The 15904-nt window shown below is 56.8% G+C and carries 15 protein-coding genes; 1 reads left to right on the top strand and 14 read right to left on the bottom strand.

Annotated elements, in window-relative coordinates; translation table 11 throughout:
* Nucleotides 1-88: 88 nt before the first annotated feature.
* From phnK to kdgT, 12 genes are all read right to left on the bottom strand, one after another.
* The gene (phnK, locus tag ACIPDS_RS16755) at nucleotides 89-847 is read right to left on the bottom strand and encodes a phosphonate C-P lyase system protein PhnK (RefSeq protein WP_153743849.1); all 759 of its coding nucleotides are present in this window, start codon (nucleotides 845-847) and stop codon (nucleotides 89-91) included.
* A complete protein-coding gene (gene phnJ, locus ACIPDS_RS16750; protein WP_400738100.1) occupies nucleotides 844-1689 on the bottom strand; it encodes an alpha-D-ribose 1-methylphosphonate 5-phosphate C-P-lyase PhnJ in 846 nt (281 codons plus the stop codon). Before phnJ ends, phnK begins: the two co-directional genes overlap by 4 nt.
* Entirely contained in the window at nucleotides 1682-2746 is a 1065-nt protein-coding gene (locus tag ACIPDS_RS16745) for a carbon-phosphorus lyase complex subunit PhnI (RefSeq protein ID WP_400738097.1), read from the bottom strand. The genes phnJ and ACIPDS_RS16745 overlap by 8 nt, the downstream gene beginning before the upstream one ends.
* 1 nt (nucleotide 2747) lies before the next feature.
* Complete coding sequence (gene phnH, locus ACIPDS_RS16740) at nucleotides 2748-3332, bottom strand: phosphonate C-P lyase system protein PhnH (RefSeq protein ID WP_400738094.1); 585 nt, start codon at nucleotides 3330-3332, stop codon at nucleotides 2748-2750.
* Complete coding sequence (gene phnG / locus ACIPDS_RS16735; protein WP_400738091.1) at nucleotides 3329-3781, bottom strand: phosphonate C-P lyase system protein PhnG; 453 nt, start codon at nucleotides 3779-3781, stop codon at nucleotides 3329-3331. The genes phnH and phnG overlap by 4 nt, the downstream gene beginning before the upstream one ends.
* A complete protein-coding gene (gene phnF, locus ACIPDS_RS16730) occupies nucleotides 3782-4507 on the bottom strand; it encodes a phosphonate metabolism transcriptional regulator PhnF (RefSeq protein ID WP_400738088.1) in 726 nt (241 codons plus the stop codon).
* Nucleotides 4508-4527: 20 nt separating this feature from the next.
* Nucleotides 4528-5310: a phosphonate ABC transporter, permease protein PhnE gene (gene phnE, locus ACIPDS_RS16725; RefSeq protein WP_400738085.1), complete on the bottom strand. Its 783-nt coding sequence runs from the start codon at nucleotides 5308-5310 to the stop codon at nucleotides 4528-4530.
* Between the two features lie 120 nt (nucleotides 5311-5430).
* Complete coding sequence (gene phnD / locus ACIPDS_RS16720; RefSeq protein WP_400738082.1) at nucleotides 5431-6447, bottom strand: phosphonate ABC transporter substrate-binding protein; 1017 nt, start codon at nucleotides 6445-6447, stop codon at nucleotides 5431-5433.
* A 23-nt stretch (nucleotides 6448-6470) separates the two neighbouring features.
* Complete coding sequence (gene phnC / locus ACIPDS_RS16715; RefSeq protein ID WP_400738080.1) at nucleotides 6471-7259, bottom strand: phosphonate ABC transporter ATP-binding protein; 789 nt, start codon at nucleotides 7257-7259, stop codon at nucleotides 6471-6473.
* Between the two features lie 133 nt (nucleotides 7260-7392).
* Nucleotides 7393-7839, bottom strand: coding sequence for a VOC family metalloprotein YjdN (gene yjdN / locus ACIPDS_RS16710; RefSeq protein WP_400738077.1), 447 nt, complete (start codon nucleotides 7837-7839; stop codon nucleotides 7393-7395).
* Nucleotides 7840-8014: 175 nt separating this feature from the next.
* Nucleotides 8015-8350, bottom strand: a complete 336-nt coding sequence (locus ACIPDS_RS16705; RefSeq protein ID WP_062779015.1) for a zinc ribbon domain-containing protein YjdM — start codon at nucleotides 8348-8350, stop codon at nucleotides 8015-8017.
* Nucleotides 8351-8594: 244 nt separating this feature from the next.
* Nucleotides 8595-9593: a 2-keto-3-deoxygluconate transporter gene (gene kdgT / locus ACIPDS_RS16700; RefSeq protein WP_400738072.1), complete on the bottom strand. Its 999-nt coding sequence runs from the start codon at nucleotides 9591-9593 to the stop codon at nucleotides 8595-8597.
* 686 nt (nucleotides 9594-10279) lie between these two features.
* Between kdgT and proP the strand changes: the two genes are divergently transcribed.
* Complete coding sequence (proP, locus tag ACIPDS_RS16695) at nucleotides 10280-11782, top strand: glycine betaine/L-proline transporter ProP (protein ID WP_166516543.1); 1503 nt, start codon at nucleotides 10280-10282, stop codon at nucleotides 11780-11782.
* 500 nt (nucleotides 11783-12282) lie between these two features.
* On the opposite strand, the gene ACIPDS_RS16690 is transcribed toward proP, so the two are convergent.
* Both ACIPDS_RS16690 and ACIPDS_RS16685 read right to left on the bottom strand, forming a co-directional pair.
* Nucleotides 12283-13644, bottom strand: a complete 1362-nt coding sequence (locus ACIPDS_RS16690; RefSeq protein ID WP_400738068.1) for an HlyD family type I secretion periplasmic adaptor subunit — start codon at nucleotides 13642-13644, stop codon at nucleotides 12283-12285.
* Nucleotides 13631-15787, bottom strand: a complete 2157-nt coding sequence (locus ACIPDS_RS16685) for a type I secretion system permease/ATPase (RefSeq protein ID WP_400738301.1) — start codon at nucleotides 15785-15787, stop codon at nucleotides 13631-13633. Before ACIPDS_RS16685 ends, ACIPDS_RS16690 begins: the two co-directional genes overlap by 14 nt.
* Between the last annotated feature and the right edge of the window lie 117 nt (nucleotides 15788-15904).

Raw genomic sequence — 15904 nt, 5'->3', positions numbered from 1 at the left:
CCCCCCCCGCCGCCGGGAATGGCACGAGGGTTAGGGCCTGTAGGCCGGATAAGGCGCAGCCGCCATCCGGCAATTCGCTGCTCGATAATTAATTCTGCAACACCGACGACACCAGCAGCTGGGTATACGGATGATGCGGATCGTCGAGCACCCGGTCGGTTAACCCACTTTCCACCACCTGACCTTGCTTCATCACCAGCAGGCGGTCAGCGAGCAGGCGCGCGACGCCCAAATCATGGGTGACAATCACCACCGCCAGGTTCAGCTCCACCACCAGACCGCGCAGCAGGTCGAGCAGGCGCGCCTGCACCGACACGTCCAGCCCGCCGGTGGGCTCGTCCATAAACACCAGCTTCGGATGGGTGACGAGATTACGGGCGATCTGCAAACGCTGCTGCATCCCGCCGGAGAAGGTGGTTGGTAGGTCATCAATGCGCGAAGCGGGGATCTCCACCTCCTCCAGCCAGCGCTGGGCGGTCGCGCGAATATCACCGTAGTGCCGCGCGCCGGTGGCCATCAGGCGTTCGCCAATATTGCCGCCCGCTGAAACCTGACGGCGCAGGCCGTCCATCGGGTGCTGATGCACCACGCCCCATTCGGTGCGCAGCAGACGGCGGCGCTCGGCCTCGCTCATGGCATACAGCGAACTGTCCTGATAGCGAATCACGCCTTCCTGCGGCGTCAGGCGTGCGGAAATGGATTTCAGCAGCGTGGTTTTGCCGGAACCGGATTCGCCGACGATGCCCAGCACTTCGCCCGGCCACAAATCAAAAGAGACATCGCTAAAACCTTTGCCCGGCGCATACAGATGGGTCAGGCGGTCAACGGAGAGTAATGGTTGAGTCATGCTTTTTTCGCCTCGCTCTGTTGGCGGCAGTAGTCGGTATCGGAGCAGACAAACATCCGGTTGCCGCTATCATCCAGCACCACTTCATCAAGATAGCTATGGGTCGATCCGCAGATGGCGCATGGCTCGTCCCAGCGCTGCACGGTAAATGGATGATCGTCGAAATCGAGACTCTCCACGCGGGTATACGGCGGCACGGCGTAGATGCGCTTTTCACGCCCAGCGCCAAACAGTTGCAGCGCGGGCATCATGTCCATCTTCGAATTATCAAATTTCGGGATCGGCGATGGGTCCATCACGTAGCGATCGTTGACCTTCACCGGATAGGCGTAAGTGGTGGCGATATGGCCGAAACGGGCGATATCTTCATACAGCTTCACCTGCATCACGCCGTACTCTTCTAACGCGTGCATGGTGCGAGTTTCGGTTTCGCGCGGTTCGATAAAGCGCAGCGGCTCGGGGATCGGCACCTGGAAGATAAGGATCTGATCCTCCACCAGCGGCGTCTCCGGGATCCGGTGGCGGGTCTGGATAAGCGTGGCGTCTTCTGTGCGTTCGGTGGTGTGCACCCCGGTCACGCGCTGGAAAAAGTTGCGGATTGATACGGCGTTGGTGGTGTCATCCGCGCCCTGATCGATAACTTTCAGCACGTCTGATTCGCCGATAATGCTGGCGGTCAACTGGATCCCGCCGGTGCCCCAGCCGTAGGGCATTGGCATTTCACGGCCGCCGAACGGCACCTGATAGCCGGGGATCGCCACCGCTTTCATAATGGCGCGGCGGAGAGTGCGCTTGGTCTGTTCATCAAGGTAGGCAAAGTTATAGCCGCTGAGATTAGCCATGGTTCTGCTCCCGTTGCAGGCGTTTTAACAGTTCCAGCTCGGCCTGGAAGTCGACGTAGTGGGGGAGTTTGAGGTGCGAGACAAAACCGGCGGCCTCAACGTTGTCGGCGTGGGCTAGCACGAACTCTTCATCCTGCGCCGGGCCTGCTGCATGCTCGCCGTAATCCGGGGCCTGTAACGCGCGGTCAATCAGCGCCATCGCCATCGCTTTGCGTTCGCTCATGCCGAACACCAGGCCGTAGCCGCGCGTAAAGTGCGGCGGCGCATCTTCGGGGTCGACAAAGCCGTTAACCATTTCGCACTCGGTCATCAGCAGTTCGCCGACGTTCACCGCAAAACCCAGCTCTTCGGGCACAATTTCCACGTCGATATAGCCGCTGCGGATTTCCCCGGCAAACGGGTGATTGCGCCCGTAGCCGCGCTGGGTGGAGTAGGCCAGCGCCAGCAGGTAGCCTTCATCGCCGCGCATGAGCTGTTGCAGGCGGGACGAGCGCGAGCACGGATAAACCGGCGGCGTGCGGGTAATATCGTCAGGCGTTATGCCATGGTCAGTTTCGGCGTTTGCCAGCCCCTGATTTTCCAGCAGGCTGAACACGTGGGGGGCAGGAGTCTGCTCGCCGTCAGCGGTTTTCAGGGTAGGGCTTTCGCCGTTCGCCAGCAGCGTGAAGTCCAGCAGGCGGTGTGTGTAGTCATAGGTGGGGCCAAGCAGCTGGCCGCCGGGTACGTCTTTATAGACCGCGGATATACGCCGCTCCAGGCGCATGTTGCGGGTGTCGAGCGGTTCGCTCACCGCCAGCTTTGGCAGCGTGGTGCGGTAGGCGCGGAGCAGGAAAATGGCTTCGACGTTATCGCCGCTAGCCTGTTTCAACGCCAGCGCTGCCAGTTCGCGGTCGGCAATGCCGCCTTCGGTCATCACCCGGTCAACCGCCAGGTTCAGCTGCTGTTCTATCTGGGCGACGGAGAGTTCCGGCAGCGCGGTGTCGCCCCGGCGTCGGCTTTCCTGGAGCTGGTGGGCGGCTTCAATCGCCTTTTCGCCCCCTTTGACGGCAACATACATATCAGCAAACCTCGACGTGAGTGGTGCGCGGAATAGCCAACAGCCGCTCGCCGCAGGTGAGGATCAGATCCACGCCAAGCGGGAACGGGTGCGGACGTTCGGTCAATTCATGCAAAATGCAGCCCGGTAGCTGCGGGGCGATCATCCGTTCTTCAGCGATGCCCGCGCCGGTGAGGCGCAGCATCCGACCACCGCTGAGGCTCGCCACCTGGACTATCAGCGTGGCGCTGGTTTCCGGGGCGACCGCGCTGCCGGTACACAGCGCGTCAAGCTGCTCGCGGCTGATGGTGTCGTTCGACACCGCAAAGGTGGCCTGCTGCGGCTGTTCAACCAGCGGCGCGTTGGTGTGAAAACGCAGGCTCTGGCTGACGATATCGTTATGCAGTGTGCCTGCCAGCCACACCGGGGTGTCGTTATCGGCCAGCGTCAGCAGCACGCTGGTGGTGGCGACGTTCAGCGGCTGCCAGCCGTGTTTCAACTGATGCAAGGCGACAATCACACCCGGCTCGCTCATGGCTTTTAACAGGCGACGAAAGCTGTGCTGGGCATCCTGCACGGGAAGTGAAAAAGCGGTTTCCAGGGTCATGCGTTATCTCCGCGAACCAGCGTAAAGAAGTCGACCCGGCTGGCGTTGATTTCAGCCTGACGTGCGGCAATGCGCGCCGTGCGGTCGGCTTCCAGCGGGGTAATTAAGGTTTCAAGTAAGGTTTGATAATGGGCCGGTTGCTGGAGCAGGGCATCGAGTAGCGCGCAGCGTTCGGCGTGCGATTTGTCGCGGCCTATGATCCAGCTATAGCCCACGGTGCCGTTTCCGAGGCGTACGGCGGCGCGGGTCAGCGTGGTGTCACCGGCAAAAAAGCGATCGCCAATGCCGCCCATGCGGCCCTGAAGCTGGGCCAGCCCGGTTTCAGGCGCCCGAATGACGTCGTATTCGGCGGTGATATTCAGGGCGACCATTTTTTCCGCGAGGCTCGCAGGGTCGCTGTGGGACAGTACTGACATCCAGTGCTGACGGTGAGCAGTCGTGGTATGCATTCAGTGCTCCATCGTAAATTCAATCATGTCGGCGCGGGTCAGGCTGACGGAGTACTCCATCACCTGCTCATCGCCTTCACGGTGGTTCAGGGTGCGCACGCACAGAAGCGGCGCCATATTGGGGATTTCCAGACGTTGGCTCTCTTTGGCCTGCGCCCGGCGTGCGCTGATGCGAGTCTGGCTGCGTTTGAGCGCAATACCGCACTGCTCGCGCAGGAAGTCATGCAGCGAGCCGCTGCTGAAACTTTGCAGTTCAGGCCACAAGGTGAGGTCGGCAAAGTAGTGGTCGATAAGGCACAGCGCCACGCCGTTGACCCGGCGCAGGGTGCGCAGGTGGATAACGTTGTCGCCCTCGGCAATCCCCAGCGCATCGGCGATATGCCCGGAAGCCGGGCGCAGCACCGACAGCAGCTTCTCGCTGGTGGGATGGCTGCCTTGATCGAGCAGGTTCTGGCTAAAGCGCGCCTGGGCATTGAGCGGATAGTCGAACGGGCGCATCAGCACCAGCACGCCGACGCCCTGACGGCGCTGTACCCAGCCTTTTTCCACCAACTGATCGATGGCGCGGCGCAGGGTATGGCGGTTCACTTCAAAACGCGCTGCCAGCTGGTGCTCGGCGGGCAGGTAGTCGCCGCAGCGGTAGTTCTGACGCAGCTCTTGTTCCAGGCGAGCGGCAATCTCTTGATAACGCGTCGGGTAACTGGTCGGATGTGTAGACAAGTGCATAGTCAACAAAACCTCGCTCATCAGATAAAGTGCTTACGCAAACGCTGTGAGAGGAAATCCAGCAGGCTGACGGTGACGATGATAAGCACCATCAGCGCGCAGGTTTGCTGGAACTGAAAGCCGCGAATCGCTTCCCATAAGGTCACGCCAATCCCGCCTGCGCCCACCATGCCGACCACCGTGGCGGAGCGAACGTTGGACTCAAAACGGTACAGCGAGTAGGAGATTAAAAGCGGCATCACCTGCGGCAGGACGCCGTAGATAATTTCTTCAATTTTGTTGGCGCCGGTGGCGCGAATGCCTTCAACCGGGCCGGGTTCAATGGCTTCCACCGCCTCAGACAGCAGTTTGGAGAGCACGCCGGTGGTGTGGATAAACAGCGCCAGCACCCCGGCGAACGGGCCTAAACCGACGGCGACGACGAACAGCATGGCGAACACCATTTCGTTAATCGCGCGGCAGGCGTCCATCAGGCGGCGCATCGGTTGATAGACCCACCACGGCACGAGGTTTTCGGCGCTCATCAGGCCAAACGGAATGGAGAGAACGACCGCCAGCGCGGTGCCCCAGACGGCAATTTGCAGGGTCACGGCCATCTCTTTGAGATAGTCCTGCCACTGACTAAAGTCCGGCGGGAAGAAGTCGGCGGCGAAGGTCGCCATGTTGCCCGCGTCGGTGAACAGGGTCACCGGATTCATTTCCGCCCCTTTCCAGGAGACGACGAGCACCGCGAGCAGGATGGCCCAGCTAATCAGCGAGAACCAGCTTCGCTTGGGTGGGGGAACGGTGATGGTGTGTTGCATGGTTTGGCTCCGTAGCTCCTGAGTTCCCTCTCCCCTATGGGGAGAGGGTTAGGGTGAGGGGGCGGCTCTGTGCCGATTTCCCCTCACCCCGGCCCTCTCCCAGAGGGAGAGGGGGAAAGATCACTGCACCGCTTTGGTCACGGACGTCATCGCGCCAATCGCCGCTGTGGTACGGTCAAGGTCGTTCAACCGCGCCTGGATATCGGCGGTTTTCGTCGCTTTCTCATCAGCATTCAGCGTGCCGTTGCCCTTCACCGTCTGCATCTCTTTAAACAGCGTCAGCTGACGAATTGGCAGCAATTGCAGGTCGCTGGAGGCGCGGAACGGTGCCCAGCCCAGACGTTCCAGCACCGCTTTTTGTTCCGGCGTTTTGCCGTAGCTCATAAAGAATTTGTAGATGTTGTCCTTGGTCTGCTCGGACAGATTCTTACGCCACACAATCGGGTCGCCCGGGATCAGCGGCGATTTCCAGATAACCTTCAGTTGCTTGAGCTTTTCAGGTGCTGAAGTCTTTAGCTTGTCGAGGTTTTCGGTGTTGTTGGTTGCCACGTCCACCTGCTTGTTGGCCACCGCCAGCGCGTTGGTTTCGTGGCTGGCGTTGACCGTGCGTTTGAAGTCGCTGGCGGAAGCGTTATTTTTGGCGAACACGTAGTAGCCAGGAACGAGGAAGCCAGAAGTGGAGTTCGGATCGCCGTTGCCGAAGGTGAGGTCTTTGCGCTTGGCGAGCAGCTCGTTAAGGTTGTTGATTGGGCTGTCTTTATTGACGATCAGCACGCTCCAGTAACCCGGTGAACCGTCGGCGGCCACGGTCTGGGCGAACACCTGACCGTTTGCGCGATCCACCGCTTCCATGGCGGAAAGGTTGCCGTACCAGGCGATGTCCACTTTATTAAAGCGCATGCCCTGGATGATCCCGGCATAGTCCGGCGCGAAGAAGGCGTTCACTTTCACCCCCAGCGACTTTTCCATATCCTTAAGGAACGGTTCCCATTGCGGCTTTAGGTTCTGCTGTGATTCCGTCGAAATAATGCCGAAGTTCAGCGCTTTTTCCTGCTCTTCGGCGTGGGCCGGGGCCAGCAGGGTGCTAACACTAAACAGGCTGGTAAAGGCCAGCGCGGCAACCGTTTTATAGCTCATTTCCATTCCTCAATCGTCGGGAGTCAGGCAGCCTGCGCGTTCTCTTCGACGCGGTTAATGCTGCGGTAGAGATGGTCAAAACGTTCGTTATCAAACTGTTGGCTGCTGCCGTCGTAGAACACGTGTCCCTGACGCAGCGCGACGATGCGTTCGCAGTAGCGCAGCGCATAGTCGACCTGGTGCAGCGTCACCACCACGGTGATGCCATCGGTCCGGTTGATGTCGCGCAGGGTGTCCATCACGATGCGCGCCGATTCCGGGTCCAGCGAGGCAATGGGTTCATCGGCGAGGATCACCTTCGCCTGCTGCATCAGCGCCCGGGCAATCGCCACGCGCTGCTGCTGGCCGCCGGAGAGGGTGGATACGCGCTGGTGGGCCATGTGCGCCATACCCACGCGGGTCAATGCCTGCAAGGCGCGCTGCTTCTGCTCGCGGGTAAACCAGTTAAAACAGGTGCGCCAGAACGGCGTGCTGCCCAGCGCGCCAATCAGCACGTTCTCCAGTACGCTCAGGCGATTCACCAGGTTGAACTGCTGGAAGATGTAGCCGGTGTGGGCGCGGCTTTGACGGATATCGCGCGCCAGACGGCCGGCCTTTTGTACCGTTTTGCCTAATAGCTCGACGTGACACTCAGGCGTTTTGTCGCCCACAATCAGGCCGCTCAGATGGCGTAAGAGGGTGGATTTGCCAGAACCGGACGGCCCAAGCAGAGCGACCATCTCACCGGCGCGCACGTTCAGATCAATGGCGTGCAGCACCTGATGCTGATTGAACGTCTTGTTGAGTTTTTCAACGCGAATCATCGTTTGCATGCGGGAACCCCTTTAAAAAAGTGGCTCCATCGTGGCGAAGTAGTGTGACGTTTGGGTTAACGGTTGATGACTGGGCGATGAATAATTGGCGGGATTTCAATGACAGGCCGGGAGGCTGGGCCTCCCGGGGAGATCAGAGCGTTGGCTCTTGCTGTTTAACGACGTTAATCATCCACGGCACGCCGTAGCGGTCGACCACGCGACCAAAACCGTGCGCCCAGAAGGTTTCCTGCCACGGCATTTCCACCTTGCCGTTGGCGGCAAGGTTATCAAACCAGCGCTTGCCTTCTTTCACGTCCTGGGTGTCGAGCACCAGGGTGAAACCGGCGTAGTGAAGGTCATCCGGTTCTATGGAATCACTCATCATGATATCGCTACCGGCAATCGACACGTTGGCGTGGGCGATAGCGCTGTCGGGGAATTTGAGCCCGGACGGGCAGCCGCCTTCATCATCCATGGCGGACGGCGGCATTTCGCCGAAGGTGATTTTGTAGCGCAGCTCCGCGCCCAGCGCCTGTTGGTAGTAGGCGATAGCGTCGGCGCAGTTGCCGGAAAAAGCGAGATAGGGACTTAATGGCATGATCGTTACCTCAGGTAAGGATAGCCCATTAAGTGTAGTGCGAGTGGGGTCAGACGGCGAAGCGTGGCGGGGGGATTGCCGGATGGCGATGCTGCGCATCTTATCCGGCCTACAACGAACTGTGCACCCTGTAGGCCGGATAAGCGAAGCGCCATCCGGCAACACCGCACAGAAATCAGTTCTTTTTCACGAACTCAGATTTCAGCTTCATCTGGCCAAAGCCGTCAATTTTGCAATCGATGTTGTGATCGCCTTCCACCAGACGGATGTTCTTCACTTTGGTGCCGATTTTCAGCATTGAAGAGCTGCCCTTGACCTTCAGGTCTTTAATCACGGTAACGCTGTCGCCATCGACCAGCAGGTTGCCGTTGGCATCTTTGACAATCAGCTCGTCGCTGTCGGCTGCGGGTTCAGCATCGTTCCACTCGTGCGCGCATTCCGGGCAGATAAACATGCCGTTGTCTTCATAGGTGTATTCGGAGTTGCATTGTGGGCAATGGGGTAATGACATGGGATATCCTCAAAAGTGCAGTGCGAAAGGCAAAGGCCTATAAAACGGCAAATCGCCGAAAATGGCCTTAATGATACAACAAAACCCTGCATTTGTCGGTGTTATCCGCAGTTTGGTTGACGAATGGTCAGAAAACGAGGGGATGTTTTCCCCCTCTCCCTTGCAGGGAGAGGGCCGGGGTGAGGGTACAGCGTGCATATCCCCCCCTCACCCTAACCCTCTCCCCAGGGGGAGAGGGGACTGATTAGTGATGCGCGGGCTGTTGAGCGCTTTCTGTTTTATTTTCAGCTGATTGCGGTGTGCCGTAACGTTTGGCGTACAGCGCGGTAATAATCGGTACCAGGATCGCGGTGACAATGACGCTTGCGGCAACCAATGCTGTGGCAGAGGCAGCAACCGGCGCAAACGACGGGTTAATCTGCGCGATGATCACCGGGTTCGCCACGGCAGCACCGGCGGCCGAGGAGGCGGCAACCCCTGCTGTACCGTTACCGCCACCAATCACGCGGTCGGCGATAATCAGCGGGATACCGGTGATGATGATCACCGCTACACCCAGAACGATCCCCAGCAAACCGGTGTCGAGGATGACGTTCAGATTAATGGTGTTACCCAGCGCGAAACCGAAGAACGGAATCAGTACCGGCGTGGCTTTGCTGAAGAAGGAACGCAGGTCGTGGTCGAGGTTACCCAGCGCAAAACCAATCAGGAACGGCAGCACGGCGCCGATAAAGTGGTGCGGTTCAAATGAGGCCAGGCCTGCGGAACCGAGGATGACCATGGTCATCAGCGGGCCAGATTCCAGAGACATCAGCACAAACGCGCCGGACTCTTCTTTCGTACCGTATTGATTCATCAGGCTGGCGTACAGGCCGCCGTTAGTCATATCCATCGCGGAAACGATAGCCAGAACCGACAGTCCGGCAAAGAATCCGGTCTGAATTCCGCTATCCGGGATGAACATCGCCGCAATCATTGCCACGACCCACGCCACCGCTATTTTGGTCAGAACCAGCGCGCCAGATTTACGTAATACCGTGCCGGTGGCACGTAAATCAATCGAGGCACCAATACAGAAGAACCAGACCGCCAGAATAGGGACTGTTCCGCCAATCATACCTTTGGTGAAAGAACCAAAATATTCGCCGGTGCTCGGTGCAAAGGTATTTAAAATTGCCCCTAACAATAGCGGGATAAGCATCATCCCACCCGGGATTCGTTCCATTGTCGCTTTAATCTTCATCTTGCATCCTCGCTTCTCATCACCCAAAGGTGATGGAAGAGGTTAAGTATAATATTTTCAGCTAATTAGCTTGCTATCATCTGGTGTTGGTATCCCAGCTATCACCCAATGTGGGTGGCGTTTGCTGGCATCTCTAACGCGGTTTCAGACGCTATAATGCATTTACCGGAATGCTGATTCAATGAAAATAAAACGGCGTTTTAGATATATAGATCACATATTTCATAAGTTGAATCTGAACTCTGATAAGAAATAAAAGAGCTGTGAAAGAAATGTAAAAAACTCTGAAAAGTGATAGCTATTAATTGATTAATAAATAGACAGTGGAGGTAAGGTATTGTCGCGATGGAAAATTTAAATCCAGGGAAAAATGTGAGGGAATTATTTCGCCGAGGTGGCAGGGAGTAATTCTTTTGTTAAGTTGATCACAATAAAAATCACTGTTAGGGTAAATAGGATTATCCCTCAAACGGACATTTTTCGAGGGTTGCCTTTTTAACTAATACGCCAGCAGGCTCAACAGGTTTGATTGTCTGGAAATACATACACCAACAAAGACATGCAAACCTGCTACGCTTGAATAAACGGAACCGGGATCACCAAAGGTCCTATACGCACTCTAGCAAACACTGTGTCGTTTGCAGCCACTGGGTGTGCGTTCAAGGCGAAATTGAACGAGGAAAACCATGCTTAAAAGGAAAAAAGTAAAGCCGATCACGATTCGTGACGTCACTATTATTGACGACGCCAAACTACGCAAAGCCATCACTGCCGCCTCTTTGGGGAACGCGATGGAGTGGTTTGACTTTGGTGTTTATGGGTTTGTTGCTTATGCGTTAGGTAAAGTCTTCTTCCCGGATGCAGATCCAAGCGTACAGATGATTGCCGCGCTGGGTACTTTCTCCGTCCCATTCCTGATTCGCCCGCTGGGTGGATTGTTCTTCGGGATGCTCGGGGATAAATACGGTCGACAGAAGATACTGTCTATCACCATTATCATTATGTCGATCAGTACATTCTGTATTGGTCTTATTCCGTCGTATGAGACGATTGGTATCTGGGCACCTATCCTGCTGCTGCTGTGTAAAATGGCGCAGGGCTTCTCGGTAGGTGGTGAATATACCGGTGCGTCGATCTTTGTTGCGGAATACTCGCCTGACCGTAAACGTGGCTTTATGGGCAGCTGGCTGGACTTCGGTTCTATTGCCGGGTTTGTGATGGGCGCGGGGCTGGTGGTACTGCTTTCGACTGCCGTCGGTGAAGCGAACTTCCTTGAGTGGGGCTGGCGTATTCCGTTCTTCGTGGCCTTGCCGCTGGGGATAATTGGTCTTTACCTGCGTCATGCACTGGAAGAGACACCGGCGTTCCAGCAGCACGTTGATAAGCTTGAGCAGGGCGATCGTCAGGGCTTGCAGGATGGGCCGAAGGTCTCGTTTAAAGAGATTGCTACGAAACACTGGCGCAGCCTGCTGGCGTGTATTGGCCTGGTTATTTCGACCAACGTCACTTACTACATGCTGTTGACCTACATGCCGAGCTATCTGTCGCATAACCTGCACTACTCGGAAGACCACGGCGTATTGATTATTATCGCCATCATGATCGGTATGCTGTTTGTGCAGCCGGTAATGGGTCTGCTGAGCGACCGTTTCGGTCGTCGTCCGTTTATCGTTGTGGGTAGCGTGGCGTTGCTGGTGTTCTCGATTCCGGCCTTTATCCTGATTAACAGCAACTCGATTGGCCTGATTTTCTCCGGTCTGCTGTTGCTGGCGGTGATTCTGAACTGCTTCACCGGGGTTATGGCTTCCTCGTTACCGGCGATGTTCCCGACCCACATCCGCTACAGTGCGCTGGCGAGTGCGTTTAATATCTCGGTACTGGTTGCCGGTCTGACGCCAACGCTTGCCGCATGGCTGGTGGAATCCACGCAAGACCTGATGATGCCTGCGTATTATCTGATGGTGGTTGCGGTGATTGGTTTGATTACCGGTGTGACGATGAAAGAGACCGCTAACCGACCGCTGAAAGGCGCGACGCCTGCGGCATCGGATATGGCGGAAGCGAAAGAGATCCTTCAGGAGCACCATGACCACATCGAGCATAAGATTGAAGACCTCGATGAGGAAATTGCCGCCCTGCAGGAAAAACGTTCGCAGCTGGTCATGCAGCATCCGAAGATTAATGAGTAAGGTGTGAATCTGGCACCGAGCGGCCCCGGGGGCGGCGTTTCACGCCTTGCCCGGGCTACCAAACCGCACGGATTTGCCATTTGAATCGTATCCCGGCCGAGCAACGCGACGCCGGGAATACACACCGCACCAAATAAAAAAAACCGGCGAACCCCGCCGGTTTTTTTATATTCATCGCCCCCAACCCAACCCAACGCATAAACCGTAGCCCGGCCAAGCGCAGCGCCGCCGGGACGCACCCTGCACCAACCAAAAACCCGGCAAACCTCACCGTTTTTTATATTCATCGCCCCCAGCCCAACACATGAACCGTAGCCCGGCCAAGCGCAGCGCCGCCGGGACGCACCCCGCACCAACCAAAAACCCGGCAAACCTCACCGTTTTTTTATATTCATCGCCCCCAAACCCAACGCATAAACCGTAGCCCGGCCAAGCGCAGCGCCGCCGGGACGCAGCCCGCACTAACAAAAAACCCGGCTAACTTCGCCGGGTTTTCATCTTCATCGCTCGCGAAACGCTTCCGCTTTCGCCCGCAAAATCGGCTTCAATAGATAAGCCAGAATCGTCTTCTTACCGGTAATAATATCCACCGACGCCACCATCCCCGGAATGATAATCAGCGGTTTTTCATCGCTGCCGAGGTGGTTTTTATCGGTACGCAGGCGAATGATGTAGAAGCTTTTGCCTTCTTTATCCGTCACCGTATCCGGGCTTATCTGCACCAGTTTGGCCTTCAGACCGCCGTAGATGGTGTAATCGTAAGCGGTAAACTTAACCATGGCTTCAAGGCCGGGACGCAGGAAGGCGATATCCTGGGGCCGAATTTTCGCCTCAATCAGCAGCGTATCGTCCAGCGGCACAATTTCGACTAAATCGCTGCCTGGCTGAATCACGCCGCCGATGGTGTTGACCATCATCTGCTGGACAACACCGCGCACCGGTGATGTAACCAGCGTACGGTTAACCCGGTCGTCAATCGCTTTGCCGGAAGCCTCAATCTTACTGAGATCGGTGCGGGCCTCATTCAACTGCGTTAACGCTTCGCTACGATAGCGTCCCCGCGTTTCGGCGACCTTACTCTCAATCTCCTTAATCGCCGCCTGTGCGCGCGGTACTGCCAGGGTGACAGATTCCAGCTGTCCACGGGTTTCGACCTCAGAGCGGCGCAGACGCAGCACCTCGACGCGGGAAATCGCCCCTTTGGCGACCAGTGGCTCGGACATGCCGATCTCCTGCTGCAACAGCCCCAGGCTGCGACGATACTGTTCAGCCTTCGCCTGGAAGTCGAGCAGGTCTTGTTTCTTCTGCACCAGTTGCTCGCTAAGCCCGGACAACTCGCTTTGAATACGCTTGTTGATGCTGGTAAACAGCTCCATTTCACCGTGCGCGATATCCGGTGCTTTTTCCATAATATCCGCAGATAGCTCCAGCGTGTCTTTATCGGCAAGCTGTGCCGTCAGGCGCTCAACGCGCGCCTTTAACTCCAGCCGGTCGGCTTCGGACTCGCCCGCATTAGAACGAAATCGGGTGTCATCCAGGCGCAGCAACGGCGCACCGGCTTTCACCACCTCGCCTTCATGCACGAACACTTCCGCGACAATCCCGCCCTCCAGGTTCTGGACTTTTTGCAGCCGGGATGAGGGGATTGCCTTGCCATCACCGCGCGTCACTTCATCAATTTCGGCAAGGGATGCCCAGGCAATCATGACGATAAAAAAGCCCAGTATCGCCCACAGCGTGATGCGTACCACGCGCGGGGAGTCATCGATTAGCGCCTTATTGACCTCATTGGCGGCGAGCGTGGGGCCGTTTTTGTCTCCGAAGAGCCACTTCACCAGGTGGTTGAGTTTAGCGTTGCGCATGAATTTGTCCTTTTTTCAGGGCGGCCATGACGCTCTCTTTTGCACCGTCAGCAATGATTTTCCCGTTATCGAGAATAATCAGACGATCAACCAGCGTAAGCAGCGACGCGCGGTGGGTCACCAGCAGCAGCGTTTTATTGCTGACCATCGGCGTTAGCGCTTTCTTAATCAGATCTTCACTGGTGTTATCCATTGAGCTGGTCGGCTCATCCATCAGCAGTATCGGTGGGTCGAGGAGCAGCGCGCGGGCAAGGGCGACGGCCTGACGCTGCCCGCCGGAAAGATTCATCCCGCGTTCGCCAACCTGCATGTTATAGCCAGAAGGATGGCGACGGGCGAATTCATGGACGCCCGCGACCGTGGCCGCGCGGATCATTGTTTCATCATCGACATAGCCCGCGCCGGTTAACAAATTGTCGCGCAGCGTGCCGCTGAACAGGTGAATATCCTGCGGCGCATAGCCGATATTATGACGTATATCGTTGACGTCGATTTGGCGGGCATCAATGCCGTCTATCAGGATTGTTCCCCCCTCCGGCTGATAAAAACCGACCAACAGTTTTGCCAGCGAGCTTTTCCCCGAGCCGCTGCGGCCGATAATCCCCACTTTCTCGCCCGGCTCAATTTTCAAGGACACGCCGTTGAGCGATAGATACTGGTTTTGCGGATAACGGAAGGAGACATCGCGAAATTCAATCGCCCCGGACAGCGTTTCACGCTTGAGCGGCACTTCGCCTTCCTGCACTTCCTGTTCGAGAGCCATCATCCGGTCGATGGTAGCCTTGGTCATCCTGGCGCGCTGATAGCGGGTGATAAGGCTACAGAACTGGCCGATCGGCATGACGGCGCGACGGCTAAGCAGGTAGCAGGCAATCAGCCCGCCCATCGTAAGGTTTCCGGCGATAATGCTGTAAACCCCGGCGACAATCAGCGCTACGCCGCCAATTTGCTGGATCCACGCGGTAAAGTTCACCGCCACGTACGACAGCGACTTCACGCGCATTTCAAGTTTGCTGAGCTGACCAATAATCTGTTCCCACTGATACTGGCGCTCGCTTTGGGCGTTATTGACCTTGATGGCGTCCAGCCCGGTGACGGTTTCCACCAGCATGGCCTGGCGTTCGGTAGCCAGACGATAGGTTTTATGTACCTGAGTCATCAACGGCTTTTGGATAACCCAGTTAACCAGCAGGGCAATCGGATAACACAGCAGGGGGATAACCGCCAGCGGGCCGCCGATAATGGCTATCACCAGTAAAATGAGCAGCGTGAATGGAAAATCGATAAGCGCCGTCAGGGTTAACGAGGAGAGAAACTCGCGTACCGACTGATACTCCTGGAAGTTCTGCGCAAAGCCGCCCACCCGGTCAGGGCGCACCTTCATTTTCATGCCCAGCAGACGCTCAAACAGCGCAGCAGAAACGATAAGATCGGTCTTTTTCCCTGCTAAATCGAGGCATATCCCGCGTAATATCTTCAGAATCAGGTCAAAAACAAACGCCACGCTGATGCCGATAGCCAATACCCACAGCGTGGACGTTGCCTGGTTTGGCACCACGCGGTCGTAAACGTTCATCACGAACAGCGGCGTGGCGATAGCAATGATATTAATGATAAAGCTGGCGACCACCGAGTCGAGATAGAGAAATTTTGACAGCTTTAAGGTGTCTTTAAACCACGAGCGGGTACGCGGGATCGTCGCCGTAGGCTGATTATCGAAGGCGTGTTCCGGCTGAATAAAAATCGCCTTCCCGCTGTAGTTTTCCGCCAACGCTTCACGACTAAGGACAACTTCGCCCCCTTCCGTTTCAGTCGACAGCAGACGTGCGCGCTGCTGGTCATCCCAGCCTATCAGTACCGCGGCTTGACTGTTTTTTAGCAATACGATGGCGGGTAATGACAGCGGTAAAATTTTCTCCAGCGGCCGCTGCAGGACACGCGCTTTCAGACCGGCACGCTGCGCGGCGCGTGGAAAGGCGCTGAGGGTCAGCTGGTGCGCTTGCAGGGGAAGCCCGGCGGTTAACACATTACGGCTGGTGATGATGTTGTGCAGTTTGCAGACGATCATCAGCGCGTCGAGCAGGGGATCGTCGTGGTCCTGGCGCGGATCGTGCCTGACCGAATCGCCCGTTGCGGAAATCATTTGTTCAAGTGAATCAGTAGTTGACGCCATAGTCAGACCCTATAAAAACGCGAAAAAATCACCCAGGCTAAAACAGACAAAGGGTTATCTCACCGGATGATGAGATAACCCCGAGGC

Origin of the sequence: Kluyvera sp. NPDC087067 (assembly GCF_044745165.1) — a bacterium.
Taxonomy (GTDB): Bacteria; Pseudomonadota; Gammaproteobacteria; order Enterobacterales; family Enterobacteriaceae; genus Kluyvera.
This window is presented reverse-complemented; position numbering and strand designations above follow the sequence as displayed.